Annotated in this window: 13 protein-coding genes; 10 read left to right on the top strand and 3 right to left on the bottom strand. The window is 69.0% G+C overall.

The window, feature by feature from the left end:
• Positions 1–40: 40 nt before the first annotated feature.
• The 9 genes from H7A85_RS00800 to H7A85_RS20970 all read left to right on the top strand — a co-directional run bounded on the left by H7A85_RS00800 (position 41) and on the right by H7A85_RS20970 (position 10523).
• The gene (locus H7A85_RS00800) at positions 41–1090 is read left to right on the top strand and encodes an ABC transporter substrate-binding protein (protein WP_182083983.1); all 1050 of its coding nucleotides are present in this window, start codon (positions 41–43) and stop codon (positions 1088–1090) included.
• Positions 1091–1162: 72 nt separating this feature from the next.
• A complete protein-coding gene (locus H7A85_RS00805; RefSeq protein WP_182083984.1) occupies positions 1163–2224 on the top strand; it encodes an ABC transporter ATP-binding protein in 1062 nt (353 codons plus the stop codon).
• The gene (locus H7A85_RS00810; protein WP_182083985.1) at positions 2221–3399 is read left to right on the top strand and encodes an ABC transporter permease; all 1179 of its coding nucleotides are present in this window, start codon (positions 2221–2223) and stop codon (positions 3397–3399) included. The genes H7A85_RS00805 and H7A85_RS00810 overlap by 4 nt, the downstream gene beginning before the upstream one ends.
• Positions 3400–3404: 5 nt before the next feature.
• Entirely contained in the window at positions 3405–4187 is a 783-nt protein-coding gene (locus H7A85_RS00815) for an ABC transporter permease (RefSeq protein ID WP_182083986.1), read from the top strand.
• Between the two features lie 134 nt (positions 4188–4321).
• Positions 4322–5158: an FAD binding domain-containing protein gene (locus H7A85_RS00820; RefSeq protein WP_244630867.1), complete on the top strand. Its 837-nt coding sequence runs from the start codon at positions 4322–4324 to the stop codon at positions 5156–5158.
• Positions 5155–5634 (top strand): (2Fe-2S)-binding protein, encoded by a 480-nt coding sequence (locus tag H7A85_RS00825; protein WP_182083987.1) that lies wholly within the window; start codon positions 5155–5157, stop codon positions 5632–5634. Before H7A85_RS00820 ends, H7A85_RS00825 begins: the two co-directional genes overlap by 4 nt.
• Positions 5627–7987, top strand: a complete 2361-nt coding sequence (locus H7A85_RS00830) for a xanthine dehydrogenase family protein molybdopterin-binding subunit (protein WP_182083988.1) — start codon at positions 5627–5629, stop codon at positions 7985–7987. Before H7A85_RS00825 ends, H7A85_RS00830 begins: the two co-directional genes overlap by 8 nt.
• 491 nt (positions 7988–8478) lie before the next feature.
• Positions 8479–9861, top strand: a complete 1383-nt coding sequence (locus H7A85_RS00835) for an aspartate aminotransferase family protein (RefSeq protein WP_182083989.1) — start codon at positions 8479–8481, stop codon at positions 9859–9861.
• Positions 9858–10523 (top strand): nuclear transport factor 2 family protein, encoded by a 666-nt coding sequence (locus tag H7A85_RS20970; RefSeq protein WP_182083990.1) that lies wholly within the window; start codon positions 9858–9860, stop codon positions 10521–10523. Before H7A85_RS00835 ends, H7A85_RS20970 begins: the two co-directional genes overlap by 4 nt.
• A gap of 3 nt (positions 10524–10526) precedes the next feature.
• Here the strand turns inward: H7A85_RS20970 and H7A85_RS00845 are convergent, their stop codons facing one another.
• Positions 10527–10934 carry a helix-turn-helix domain-containing protein gene (locus H7A85_RS00845; protein WP_182083991.1) on the bottom strand — a complete coding sequence of 136 codons (408 nt, stop codon included), beginning with the start codon at positions 10932–10934 and terminating at the stop codon, positions 10527–10529.
• A gap of 71 nt (positions 10935–11005) precedes the next feature.
• Between H7A85_RS00845 and H7A85_RS00850 the strand changes: the two genes are divergently transcribed.
• Positions 11006–11803 (top strand): NAD(P)H-binding protein, encoded by a 798-nt coding sequence (locus tag H7A85_RS00850; protein ID WP_182083992.1) that lies wholly within the window; start codon positions 11006–11008, stop codon positions 11801–11803.
• A 64-nt stretch (positions 11804–11867) separates the two neighbouring features.
• Here the strand turns inward: H7A85_RS00850 and H7A85_RS00855 are convergent, their stop codons facing one another.
• Both H7A85_RS00855 and H7A85_RS00860 read right to left on the bottom strand, forming a co-directional pair.
• Positions 11868–13061 (bottom strand): ABC transporter substrate-binding protein, encoded by a 1194-nt coding sequence (locus H7A85_RS00855; RefSeq protein ID WP_182083993.1) that lies wholly within the window; start codon positions 13059–13061, stop codon positions 11868–11870.
• Between the two features lie 44 nt (positions 13062–13105).
• Complete coding sequence (locus tag H7A85_RS00860) at positions 13106–14191, bottom strand: branched-chain amino acid ABC transporter permease (RefSeq protein ID WP_182083994.1); 1086 nt, start codon at positions 14189–14191, stop codon at positions 13106–13108.
• Positions 14192–14195 lie beyond the last annotated feature (4 nt).

The following is a 14195-nucleotide window of genomic DNA, read 5'->3' on the forward strand; positions in this document are numbered from 1 at the left end:
CGTGGTTCAGTTTCGAACCGTTCAACAGGGGAGAAGCGCCATGACCCGCATCGGAATATCCAGGATCCTCGGTGGCCTCGTCGCCGCGACCCTTCTGACGGCCACGCCCGTCCTGGCGCGCGACCTGACCGTGGTGTCCTGGGGCGGCAACTATCAGGACGCCCAGCGCGAGATCTACTTCAAGCCCTTCTCCGAAAAGGTCGGCAAGCCCGTCCTGGAAGAATCCTGGGACGGCGGCTACGGCGTCCTGTCGGCCAAGCTCCAGGCCGGCACGCCCAACTGGGACGCGGTCCAGGTCGAGGCCGAGGAACTGGCGCTCGGCTGCGCCGACGGTATCTACGAGCCGGTGGACTGGGGCAAGCTCGGCGGCGAGGATAAGTTCATCCCGTCCGCCGTCAACGAATGCGGCGTCGGCGCGATCGTCTGGACCACGGGTCTCGGCTACGACGCCGATAAGCTGAAGGAAGCGCCGAAGAGCTGGGCGGACTTCTTCGACACCGCGAAGTTCCCCGGCAAGCGGGCGCTGCGCAAGGGCCCGAAATACGCCCTCGAATTCGCCCTGATCGCCGACGGCGTCGAGCCGAAGGAGGTTTACGAGGTTCTGGCGACCCCGGAGGGCGTCGACCGCGCCTTCCGGAAGCTCGACACGATCAAGAAGGACATCGTCTGGTGGGAAGCGGGCGCCCAACCGATCCAGCTCCTGGCGTCGGGCGAGGTGGTGATGACCTCGGCCTATAACGGACGTCTGGCCGGCATCAACAAGTCGGAAGGCAAGAACTTCCAGATCGTCTGGCCAGGCTCGATCTACGCGGTGGATTCGTGGGTCGTCCTCAAGGGCTCGCCCAACAAGGACGAGGCCTTCGACTTCATCGCGTTCGCCAGCGACCCGGCCAACCAGTCGAAGCTGCCGGACTACATCGCCTACGGCCTGCCCAACAAGGCGGCGGGCGAGATGCTGAAAGCCGACGTCGCGGCCAACCTGCCGACGGCCCCCGCCAATCTCGATGTCGCCATCCCGCTCGACACCGACTTCTGGGTCGACAACATCGAGGCGCTGAACACCCGCTTCAACGCCTGGGTCGCCCAGTAACCACAAGAACCCGACGGGCCGGATCGTCCGCATTCGGCCCTCGTCCTTTCCAGACCAAGCGAACGGAACCTGATGAAGAGCTTCATCCACTTCCAGGACGTGTCGAAATCCTTCGGGCAGACGAAGGTCGTCGAAAATCTGGATCTCGAAGTGGAGAAGGGGGAGTTCCTGTCGCTCTTGGGGCCATCGGGCTCGGGCAAGACCACGATCCTGATGATGCTGGCGGGCTTCGAGAACGCGTCCTCGGGCACGATTCTGATGGACGGCGAGCGGATCGAGGACCTGCCGCCCCACCGGCGCGGCATCGGCGTCGTGTTTCAGAACTACGCCCTGTTTCCGCACATGACGATCGCCGAGAACGTCGCCTTTCCCCTGCAGATGCGAAAGCTCGGCAAGGCGGAAACGAAGGATCTCGTGGACAAGGCGCTCGACCGGGTGCGCCTCAAGCATCTGGCCGACCGGCGGCCCGATCAGCTGTCGGGCGGCCAGCAGCAGCGCGTGGCGCTGACGCGCGCGCTGGTGTTCGAACCCAAGGTCGTCCTGATGGACGAGCCGCTCGGCGCGCTCGACAAGCAGCTGCGCGAGGAGATGCAGCTCGAAATCCGCGAACTGCACCGCCGCCTCGGCCTCACCGTCGTCTTCGTCACACATGACCAGGGCGAGGCGCTGACCATGTCGAACCGGATCGCGATCTTCGACAAGGGCCGGATCGCGCAGATCGGCACGGCAACGCAAGTCTACGACCATCCGCAGAACGCCTTCGTCGCGCGGTTCATCGGCGAAACCAATCTCCTGCCCGCGCGCGTTTCGAGCGCGCAGGCGAGCGGCCTCGTTCTCGACCTCGGCGAGGGCGTCGCCTTGAGCGCTTCGCAAGCGCCGAGCTTTCTTGCCGGAACGCAGGTGATGGTCTCCGCTCGCCCCGAGCGCCTGCATCTTCAAGACGCGAACGCGCCCGGCACGATCGCGATGGAGGTGGACGACGTGGTGTATCAGGGCGACCACCTGCGCCTGCACCTGTCGCGCGGGAGCCTGCGCCTGATCGCGCGCGCCGAGCGGCGCCTCCTGCCTCCGAGCGTCGGAGGAGCGGTGGGCGTGTCGGTCGATCCCGCCGACGTCGCGGTGTTCGCGGCATGACGCGCGCCGGCTCCTCCTTGCGCAGCGCGGCGCTGATCGCGCCCTTGTTCCTGTTTCTCGCGCTCTTCTTCCTGTGGCCGCTTTGGACCATGGTCTCGGTGTCCATGCGCGATCCGGCGGTCGCTGCCGCGCTGCCGCGCACGGCCGCCGCGATCTCGTCCTGGAGCGGCGAGGGCGTGCCGGACACGGATACGCAAGGGGCGCTCCTTGCCGACCTGCGCGAAACGGACGCCGTGGCGCTCGGCGGCGCCGTGCGGCGTTTGAACAGCGAGGTTTCGGGCTTTCGCACCCTGATCCCCAAGACGCAGCGCGCCGCAAAGGATGGCGCGCCGGGTGCGCCGGCCGATCTCGCCGCGCTCGACAAGCGCTGGGCCGATCCCGCCTTCTGGACGGCGATCCGCAACGCCTCCTCCGCTTACACCGACCGGAACCTTTTGGCGGCCGTCGACCTGACCAGGAACGACGCCGGTTCCATCGAAAGCCTGCCCCCGGGAAGCTCGGCCAACCGCCTGATCATCGGGCGCACCTTTCTGATCGCGGGCACGATCACCCTGTGCTGCCTCCTGATCGGTCTGCCCTACGCCATGCTGATGGCGGCCGTGACGGGCTGGAAGCGCAACCTCCTTCTGATGGCCGTCCTCCTGCCGCTCTGGACCTCGCTTCTGGTGCGCACCGCCGCCTGGTTCATCCTCCTCCAGGACCAGGGCGTCATCAACGGCGCGCTCCAGGCGCTGGGTCTCGCGAGCGGGCCCCTGCCGCTGATCTTCAACCGGACCGGCGTCGTCGTCGCCATGACGCATGTGCTCCTGCCCTTCATGGTCCTGCCGATCTATTCGGTGCTGAACACCATCCCGAAGACGCTGATGCCGGCCGCCGCCTCCATGGGGGCGCCGCCGCTCAAAGCCTTCCGGCGCATCCTCCTGCCGCTCGCCATGCCCGGCATCCTGTCCGGCTCGCTTCTCGTCTTCATGGTGGCGATCGGCTACTACATCACGCCCGCCCTCGTCGGCGGCCCGAACGACCAGATGATCTCCTCGATCATCGCCTTCTACGCCCTGCAAACGGCCAACTGGGGCATGGCGGGCGCGCTCGGGCTGATCCTCCTCGTGGTGACGACGGTGCTCTACGTCGTCTACGGCCGTCTGTCGCGCGGCTCGACGCCCGTGGGAGCCTGACCGCGATGTTGCGTGGCTTCCAAACCGTCTTCGGTGCGTTCGCGGTGGTGTTCCTGCTTCTGCCGCTCGTCGCCATCCTGCCGCTCGCCTTCACCTCCGGCATCTTCCTGAACTATCCGATCCCTTCCTTTTCGGGGCGCTGGTTCACCGAGCTCGCGACCGTCGGCGTCTGGCGGCTCGCGATCGTCAACAGCCTCGTGATCGGGTCGGGCGCGACGATCCTATCTGTGGTGCTGGGAACGCTGGCCGCGCTCGGGCTTCGAAACGGGATCCTGCCGTTCCCGAACCTCCTGCGCACCGTGTTCCTCCTGCCCATGGTGGTGCCGGCCGTGGTGCTGGGCGTCGGGCTGCAGATCTCGCTCGGGCGGCTCGGCCTCACGAGCAGCTACATCGGCGTCATCCTCGCCCATACGGTCCTGTGCGTGCCCTTCGTGGTGGTCTCCGTGTCCACCGCGCTCCAGGGCATCGACCGGCGGGTGGAGCGCGCGGCGGCAAGCCTTGGGGCCTCGCCCGCCACCGTGTTTCGCCGCGTCACCTTTCCGCTCGCCCTGCCCGGCATGGTGACGGGGGCCGTGTTCGCCTTCGCCACCTCGCTCGACGAGGTCGTGCTGACGCTCTTCGTCGCCGGACCCAACCAGCGCACGCTGGCGCGGCAGATGTTCTCCACCATCCGCGAGAACATCTCGCCCGCCATCGCGGCGGCGGCCTTCGTCCTGATCGTGGGCACGCTGCTCCTGGGCGCTCTCGTTCTGTTCATGAACCGGCGTCGGCGTCGAGCCACGGTGTGAGCGAGCGGTCTCCCACGACCTTCCCAGTTTCCGCATCTGTTTTTTCGATACCGATTTGAAGGAAGTCGTATTTCACATCCTTGCGTGGAAATGATGCACTGATGGAAATCAAGGCATCCACAAGGATGGCGCCGATGGCGGATCGTTCCTGGCCTTCTTTCACCCAAGCCGATTCGCTCGAGGCCGTTCTGCGCGCCCGCCGTGACGGCGCCGCGGTGCTGGCGGGCGGAACCTGGCTGATGCGCGAGCCGCGACGGGGCGGAACGCTGCCCGTCCGGGTCGTGACGATCAGCGGCATCGCGCATCTCGCTGAAGTGAGCGTCGGCGTGGACGAGGTGCTCGTCGGTGCCGCCGTGACGCACGCGGCGCTGGCCGACGCTCTTCGTGGGCTGGCCGGATTGGAAGCTCTGGCCGCGGCGGCCGAGGGGGCCGCCAATCCGGCGATCCGCCGCATGGCGACGGTGGGCGGCAACCTGTGTGCGAGCGGGTTTTCTGCTGCCGATCTCGTGCCCGCGCTTTTGGCGCTCGACGCGCAGGTGGAACTGGCGGGCGAGACCGGAACGAGCTGGCTCGACATGGAGCGCTTCGTCCGGGAGCGCGACGAATGCCTGAAGAGCGCCTTCGTCACCCGTGTGCGGGTTCCGCGCGCGGCCCTGGCAAGCGTCCATGTCCGCCTGCCGCTGCGCCGGGCCGGCGATTATCCCGTCGCGATCGTTTCCCTCGCCCGCATGCCGGACCGGGGCGTGCGGATCGCCGTCGGCTCCGTAGAGCGGGACGCACGCCGATGGCGGGCGCTGGAAGAGGCTCTGGGCGAGTGGACGGGCGGCGACGCGCTCGCACTGGCGTCGCGCCACAACGATTTCACCGGGCGCGAGAGCATCGAGGCCGAGGGCTGGTATCGCCGCGAGGTCCTTCCCGTTCTGGCGGTCCGCGCCCTGAAGGCACTCGCTTCGGAAAGCACGCGCCCATGAGCATCGAGTTGGAACTCAACGGCGAGCCGTTCCGCTTTCGCGGCGATCCGATGACGCCGCTGGTGGACGTCCTGCGCACCGACGCCTTCCTGACCGGCAGCAAGGCCGTGTGCCGCGAAGGGTTCTGCGGCGCCTGCACCGTCCACATCGACGGCGAAGCGCGGATGTCCTGCCTCGTTCCGGTCGGGCTCGTCGAGAATCGCCGCGTCACCACGATCGAGGGCCTCGGGGCGGGGGCTCGCCATCCCCTGCAGGTGGCCTTCGAGGCGGCCGACGCGGTGCAATGCGGCATGTGCTTTCCCGGCATGGTGATGAGCCTCGCCTGCACGCTGCGCGATCGCCCCGATGCGGACCGGGACGAGATCAAGCGCGCGATGACCGGCAACATCTGCCGCTGCACCGGCTACGAGCGCATCGTGGATGCGGTCGCGGCCAGCCTCCGGCCGTCCTCGAGCGCGGAGGCGGCCGATGCTTGAGCGCCCCGCCCTTGCTCCTGCCACGGTGATGGACCTTCCCCGGCGCGACGCGCGCGACAAGCTGGTGGGGCGCACCCGGTACACCAACGACCGGGCGCGCCCGGACATGCTGCACGCGGCTCTCCTGCGCTCGCCGGTGCCGGCCGGGCGCATCCGGCGGCTCGACGTGTCGAAGGCGCTCCGCTGCCCCGGCGTGCGGGGCGTGGCGACGGGGCGCGACGCGCCCGGCCTCTACGGCATCGGCATCGCCGACCACCCGCTTCTGGCGATCGACGAGGTGCGCTATGTCGGCGAGCCGATCGTGGCGATCGCGGCCGAAACCCTGGCCGAGGCCCGCGCGGCCCTCCTCGCCGTGGAACTGGAGATCGAACCGCTCGATCCCGTGCTCGCCATGGCCGAGGCGCTGGCGCCGGGCGCGCGCCTCGTCCACGAGAACTGGCGGGACTACGAGGTGCTGAGCGAGGGCGGCGCGCGGGGCGCCAACATCGCCTGGGAAGCCAAGACACGCCGGGGCGACGTCGATGCCGCCTTTGCAAGGGCGGACGTGCGCATCGTGGAAAGCCGTTTCGCGGTCGGGCGCCAGAGCCAGGTTCCCTTCGAGCCGCGCGTGGCCATCGGCGCCTGGGAGGACGGGCGCGTCCATATCCAGACCTCGACGCAGGTGCCCTGGACGGTGCGAAACGTGACGGGCCGCGTCCTCGGGTTGCCGCCGGGGCGCGTGCGCGTCACCGTGCCGCCGGTGGGCGGCGGTTTCGGGCTGAAGTTCGACGCCACGATCGAGCCGATCACCGCGCTTCTGGCCAGGGCGACGGGCCGCTCGGTGATCCTCGAGAACTCGCGGCAGGAGGAGATGGCGACCTGCCTTTGCCGCGAGAACGCCGAAATCTGGATCCGCTCGGCGGTGACGGAGGCGGGCGAGATCGCGGGGCGCGAAGCGGTGGTGCTGATGGATTGCGGCGCCTATGGCGGCGAGCAGATCTTCCTGACCACGATGACCGCTCATACGCTCGGCGGCAACTATCGCGTCGGTGCCACGCGCCTCGTCAGCCGCGCGGTCTATACCAACACGCCTCCCAACGGCGCCTTTCGCGCCTGCAACGGCGTCTACAACACGTTCGCCCTGGAGCGGCACACGGACGAGATCTGCGATGCGCTCGGCCTCGACCCCGTCGCCTTCCGCAGGCGCAACGTCATCGGCGATGGCGATCCCGGCGCCACCGGACAGATCTACGAAGGCGACGTCCTGCGTCCCATGATCGAGCGGATGGAGGCCCTGCGGGGCAGAACGGGCACGGCCGAGCACCGGGCGGACGGCCGGCTCTACGGCCGGGCCCTGAGCGTCGGGACCTGGTTCGTCTTCACCGGCCCCTCGGCCGCCACCGTCCATCTGAACGCCGACGCGAGCGCCACCCTGGTGACGTCGGGTGTCGAGATCGGCTCGGGATCCATGGTGCAGGCGCTGCCGCAGATCGTGGCCGCGCAGCTCGGGCTGGAGCCCGACGACGTGGTGGTGCGCGAAGCCGATACCGATGCGGCCGGCGTCGACGTCGGGGTCGGCGGCGGGCGCACCACCGTTTCGATCGGGGCGGCGAGCGTGGCGGCCTGCGCCGAAGTGCGCGACAAGCTCCTGCGCGCGGCAGGCGAACTCCTCCAGACCGTTCCGGAGGACCTGGCGATCGTGAAGGGCCGGGTCGAGATCGCGGGACGGCCGGGTTCGGGCCTGCCGATTCCGGCGGTGGTCGCCCATGCCCAGTCCACCACCGGCCCGATCTCGGGCAGCGGCGCCTTCACGGCCGCGGGGACCCCCGCCATGGCGGGCTGCGCAATGGGGCACTTCATCGACGCCTTGGATATTCCCGTCTTCGTGGTCCACGAGGCGGAGGTCGCGGTGGATCCCGATACCGGCCATGTCGAGGTCCTGGCCTACCGCGTGGTGCAGGATGTCGGTCGCGCGCTCAACCCGCGCGCCGTCCACGGCCAGATCCAGGGCGGGGTGGTGCAGGGGCTCGGCTACGCGCTGCACGAGGCCGTCACCCTCGGGCCGGACGGGGCGATCCGCGAGGACGGGTTCGAAACCTATCGCGTTCCCCTGGCGCTCGACGTGGTGCCGGTGGATGCCGATCTTTTCGAGGGCGCGCCGTCCATCGGGCCGCTCGGCACCAAGGGGGCGGGCGAGGTGCCGATCCTGGCCGTCGGGGCGGCGATCGGCTGCGCCGTGGCGCGCGCGACGGGCAGGCCGGTGCACAGCCTGCCGCTGACGCCGCCACGCGTCCTGGCCATCCTGCGCGGACGCGAAGCGGCGCCCGTCCATGCCCATATCGCTCCGCACTGGACCGCCAACACGCTGGGGTGAGGCGCCCGTGCCGTCCGGCCACCAACGGAACACGATGAACGATCCGAACCGCGACATCGGCCGAAGCCCGCGAGATCGGGTGCCGGGCAGCGAAGCCGGGACGCGACCCGGGGCCCGCGCCGGCATCGCCCTTCGGTGCGAGCGTCCGCGATCGGGCGGCGATGCTCCGGGGAGCGGGGCTCGCCGGGAAAACGCGCATCGGCGTGCGGCGGCGTCCCGCCTCGCGCGACGGGTCGTCCGGGCTTCTGTTCGGGGAGGGCGTGGGCGACCGTCGCGTTTTCCGGACCGATTTCGGCAGGACATGCCGGCCGCCGTCCCCGTTTCGGGTTGCGGGCGCGCGCGAAACGGCGATGATCGGTCTTCAGGACACCGTTTCCGGCGATGCCGGAACGAGCGGCTTCCCGCCGCAACCGCCTTCGCCTCGTAGGATCGGCCCGCATTCCGGCGTATGGTCCCGCGTTCCCATCGGCTTCAGCTTCGGACGGTTGATCATGGACACACTCTCGAACTCGCTCGCGGCGGCCGACATCGCCCATACGCTCCACCCCAACACCAACCTGCGCGCCCACGAGGCGAACGGGCCGCTGGTGATCGCCAGGGGCGAAGGCATCCGCGTCTACGACGACCGGGGCAAGGAGTATATCGAGGGGCTGGCGGGCCTCTGGTCCGTGGGCGTCGGCTTCTCGGAAAAGCGGCTGGCGGACGCGGCCTACGCCCAGATGCTGAAGCTGCCCTACTACCACACGTTCACATCCAAATCGAACGAGCCCTCGATCCGCCTTGCCGAGAAGCTGGCCGAGATCACGCCCGAACCCCTCACGCGCGCCTTCTTCACCTCGTCCGGGTCGGAGGCCAACGACACCATCGTCAAGATGGTGTGGTACATGAACAATGCGCTGGGGCGGCCGAACAAGAAGAAGTTCCTCGCCCGCACCAAGGGCTATCACGGCATCACGGTCGCGTCGGGCTCGCTCACCGGTCTGCCGGTCAACCACCGCGACTTCGACCTGCCGGCGATCCCCGTGCGCCACCTGACCTGCCCCCACTTCTACCGCTTCGGGGCTGAGGGCGAAGACGAGGCGGCGTTCACGCAGCGCCTCCTCGCCGAGCTGGAAAGCGTCATCGCCGAGGAGGGCGCGGATACGATCGCCGCCTTCATCGGCGAGCCGCTGATGTCGGCCGGCGGCGTGATGCCGCCGCCCGCCGGCTACTGGGAAGGTGTGGAGCGGATCTGCCGCGCCAACGACATCCTTCTCGTGTCCGACGAGGTGATCTGTGGCTTCGGGCGCCTCGGCACCCCCTTCGGCTGCCAGAAATACGGCTTCACGCCCGATATCATGACCCTGTCGAAGCAGATCACCTCTTCCTACATGCCGCTCGCGGCCGTGATGATCTCGGATGCGGTCTACAATGCCATCGCCGACAATTCCGCCCGGCTCGGCGTCTTCGGCCACGGCTTCACCGCTTCTGGGCACCCGGTGTCCACCGCCGTCGCCCTCGAAAACATCGCGATCATCGAGGAAAAGGACCTCATCGGCAACGCCGCCCGTTTGGAGGGCGCCTTCCAGGCGGGCCTTCGGTCCTTCGCCGACCATCCGCTGGTGGGCGAGGCGCGGGGCGCGGGGCTGATCGGCGCCCTGGAGCTCGTCGCCGACAAGGCGGCCAAGCGCCCCTTCGAGAAGGTGGGCCGCGCCGGCCAGCTTGCGGCCGCGATCGGCCACGAGGAAGGGCTGATCTTCCGCTCCATCGGCGACCAGCTGGCGCTCTGCCCGCCGCTGATCGTCACCGAGAGCGATGTCGGCGAGATCATGGCGCGGATGGGCCGGACGCTGGAGCGCCTGGAAGGCGCGGTGGCGGCCGAGAACCTCCGGTGAGCCGGCCGGCGGCCGAACCCGTCGTCCATATCGACGACGGGCGGTTCCGCGTCACCGAATGGCGCTTCGCGCCCGGCGCCGAGACCGGCTGGCACATCCACGGGCACGACTACGTCATCGTTCCGCTCACCGACGGACGGTTGGAGCTCGGCCTTCCGGACGGCGGGTCGGCCGAGGCGACGTTGAGCCGGGGCGTGCCCTACTCCCGGCGCACGGGCGTTGCCCACAACGTCGTCAACGGCGGCGACGAGCCGCTCGCCTTTCTGGAAGTGGAGGCGGTGGACAGCGACCTGTCCGCGCGCCGGCTCGAAACGCTCGACCGGTTCCTCGCCGCCTGGAACGGGCGCGACGTCGATGCGCTGATGGCCTGCATGGCCGACTCTTGCGCCTTCCGTGCCTCCGGCGGTCCGGGTGCCGACGGCACCCGCCACGAGGGACGGGGGGCCGTTCGCGCTGCCTACGCGGCGCTGTTCGAGGCCTTCCCGGAAGCGGCCTGGACGCGCGGGCGCCACTCGGTCAGCGGCGACACGGGCCTGTCCTCCTGGCGCTTCGTGGGCGTCACGGCGGCGGGGGAGCGCGTCGAGGTGGACGGCTGCGACATCTTCGACTTCGACGGCGACCGGATCGCGCTGAAGGATTCCTACCGCAAGAATCGCGGCTGACGGCTACCGGTCGGCATGGGCGTCGAAGCGCGCCTGCGCGGCTTCGATCTCGGCCTTGCGCGCTCGGCTCCATTCGACGAGCCGAGCGACTTGCGTCGCGAAGGATCGGCCGAGGTCGCTCAACTCGTAGGTGACGCTCGGCGGAATGCTGGCCTCGACATGGCGCAAGACATGGCCGTCGCGCTCCAACCGACGCAGCGTCAGCGTCAGCATGCGCTGCGAGATGCCGGGCAGGGAGCGCTCCAATTCCCGGTATCGGCAGGGGCCCGCCGAAAGCTGGGCCAGCGCCATCACGCTCCAGCGCTCTCCCAATCGGTCCAGCGAGAGGTGCAATCCGCAATCCTCGTGCGCCGGCGAGCCGCAGGGCAGGAGGTCTTCGCGAAGACGAACATCGGTGTGCGTAGCGGACACGAAAGTGCCTCCTTACGGGTCGGCTCGCCATCCCATAGGTCGGATGCGGATTCAACGAAAGGACCCGCATCATGATCCTCGTCACCGGAGCCTCCGGCCAACTCGCCTCGCTCGTCGCTGCCCAGGCCAGGGCGATCGGTCTGCCCTTCCTCACCGCCGGTCGTTCGGCCGATGCCGACAGGGTGATCGACTTCGACCGGCCGGAAACATTGGACTTCGGCGGTATCTCGACGCTTTTCTGGGTTTCGGCCGGTTATGCGGAGGACGACGTGGTGATCCGCCGCCACGGGGCGGTGCTCGAAGCCGCGCGCCGCCACGGGGTCGGGCATGTCGTCTACACCAGCCTGTCGCGGGCGAGCGACCATCTCGGCTTCGCGCTGGCCCATCGCTGGACCGAGCAGGCGATCCGGGAAAGCGGCATGGACTGGGCGATCCTGCGCAACGGCCTTTATGCCGAACTGATCGGAGCGCTCGCCGCGCCCGTCGGCGGGCGGATCGAGGCGCCGTTCGGCTTCGGCGCCATGTCCGCAGTGGCACGCGCCGATTTGGCCGGGGCGGCGCTCGCCGTCTTGCGCGATCCGGCCTCCCATCGAGGCAGGATCTACGAGCTGTCCGGCGTGACGCCGTTCCGCGCGCCCGATCTCGCCGCTCGGCTCGGCGTGTCCTATGCGCCCCGGAGCCTTGCCGCCGAGCGCGAGCGCTTAGGCGTCCTCCCGCTTCTGCCCTTCCAGCCGCCGATGCTCCTGTCGATCTTCTCCGCGGCCGCCGCGGGCTTTCTCCACACACCGGCGAGCGACCTTCGGGCCTTGGTCCGCGAGCCGCTCGACGCGCTGTCCGTCGCCTGCGAGGCGGCGCGACGCGGCGTCTGATCAAAACGAAAAGGGCGCCCGGCGGCGCCCTTTCCCCATCGATTTTCTAGACGGTTCCGAAGGCCTACTTCAGGATCGCATCCATCGGCACGGGCTCGGACAGGGTCCACTTGCCGACGACGCCCGGCTTGCCCTTCTCGACGTCCACGACGAGGTAGGTGGCGTTGTTCTGGTGGTGCAGTTCGGAGGTGAAGGTGCGCGGGCCGAAGAGGGTCGGCTCGTCCTTCATCTTCTCGAGCTCGGCCACCACGGTCTCGGCATCCGTGGTGCCGGCCCGCTCCACGGCCTTCGCCCAGACGTCCACCATCACGTAGCCGGGATAGGCGTACTGGCTGGAGGGGTCGGCGCCGGTCTTCGCCTTGAAGGCGGCGTTGAAGGCCTTGACGTCCGGGTTCGGGTCGTCGCCGTAGATCGAGCCCTGGACGGGGATGAAGAAGTTCGACAGGTCCGGCACGGCGGGCAGCCAGTAGGAGCCGTCCATGCCCGATCCGGTGAGGATCATCGAGTTGATGCCGGCGGCACGGATCTGCTTCACCGCCGAAACCCCGCCCGGCATCATGGTGCAGAGCATGATCGCGTCGGGCTCCTTCGGCAGCGACTTGATGCGGGTGATCTGCGCCGCGATCGAGGCGTCCTCGTTCTTGAACGTGTCCTCGCCGACGAGCTTGGCACCCTCGGCTTCGAGCTTGGGCATCATCCAGTCGAAGCCGTCGCAGATGCCCTTGTTGTAGACGGTCCAGGTGTCGAGGAGCTTGTAGAAGTCCTTGGCGCCCTTTTCCTTGAAGGCCCATTGCGACATGGCCGCGCCCTGTACGGGAGCGAGCACGGAGGCCGAGAAGGACAAGGGGCCGACGCCCTGGATGCCGGCCTTGACCGATTCGGCGCACAGGAAGAACGAGACCTTGCCGGCGTCCTCGGCGGCGAGCGCTGCCGGCGAGCCGAAGTCGTAGTCGCAGGACACGACCACGAGGTCGGCGCCCTCGTCGATCACGGTGAGGCCGGCCTTGGCGCCTTCCGCCCGGTCGGACTTGGTGTCGGCCTTGACCACTTCGATCCGCTTGCCGAGAAGGCCGCCGGCCTTGTTGATCTCGTCGATGCGGATCAGCGCGGCGTCGGTCGCCGGCTTGTCGTAGGCTTCCATGAAGCCCGATTCGGCGGTGGCGAAGCCGATCTTGATCGTGTCGCCCTCCGCAAAGGCGGGCGCGGTGAGACACACCGATGCCAAGGCGGCTGCGACAAGGTGCTTTGCGTTTGTCATGCACGTCTCCTTTGCTGGACGGCCCGGGCGTCATGCCGGCGGGGTCAGGCGTTGCGGGACTTTCGGAACAGCGTGATCTCGGCTCGGCCGAAGAGGCCGGCCGGCCGGAGCGCGAGGATCACGATCATGATGACGCCGAGCGCGATCTCCTGGAGGCCCTTGGGCAGGGCGAGGGTGGTGCCGCCGACGTCGACGCCCGCTTCGAACCAGCGCAGGATCTGGATCAGGGCGGACAGGATCACGGTGCCGAGCACGGCCCCGGTCAGGCTGTTCATGCCGCCGACGACGAGCATGGACAGCGTGATGAAGGTGAGGCCGAGATAGAAGGTGTCGGGGGTGACGACACCGACCGAATGGGCCATCAGCGCGCCGCCCATGCCCATCACCGCGCCCGAGATCGCGAAGGCGACGAGGCGCTCGCGCGGGATGTCGACGCCCGATGCGCTCGCCGCCGTCGGCTCGTCGCGCGCGGCCCGCAAGGCGAGGCCCGCCCGCGAGATGGCGTGCGCCCAGGCGACGAACACCGCGACCACGGCGCCGATCAGGTAGGGCCAGAGCGTGCGCACGATCGGGATGCCGACCACCGACGAGGTGCCGCCCGTCACCGAGTCCCAGTTGGCGTAGATCGTGTTGATCATCGCCAGCACCGCGAAGGTCGCGATCGAGGCGGCGATGCCCGACAGGCGCATGAGGACGCGGCCGAAGACGAGGGCGGCGAGCCCGGCGAAGAGCGCGGCGAGCGCGGCCGACTGCCAGTAGGGCAGGCGCGCGGAGAGGATGAGGTCCGGCAGGCCGGGCAGGGCGCTCGCCTTCATCACCGGGTTGATGGTGAGCCAGGCCGCCATGTAGCCGCCCAGACACGCGAAGCCGACATGGCCGAAGGAGAGGACGCCGGAATTGCCGATGAAGATGTAGAGGCCGACCACGAAGACGACGCGCACGAAGACGTCGATCACCGTCTGGTTGAACGGGCGCGAGCCGGTCGCGACGGTCACCGCGGCGATGGCGAGAAGGATAAGCGACAGGAGGACCGGCGTCAGGATCGTGCGCCGGGCGAGCGCGAAGCGGGCGGGCTTGCGCGCTTCGGGCAGCGAGGCGGCGAGGGGAAGCGAGGCGGAGGGCGTGGTCATGGGG

The organism is Aureimonas sp. ME7, assembly GCF_903970965.1.
GTDB lineage: Bacteria > Pseudomonadota > Alphaproteobacteria > Rhizobiales > Rhizobiaceae > Aureimonas.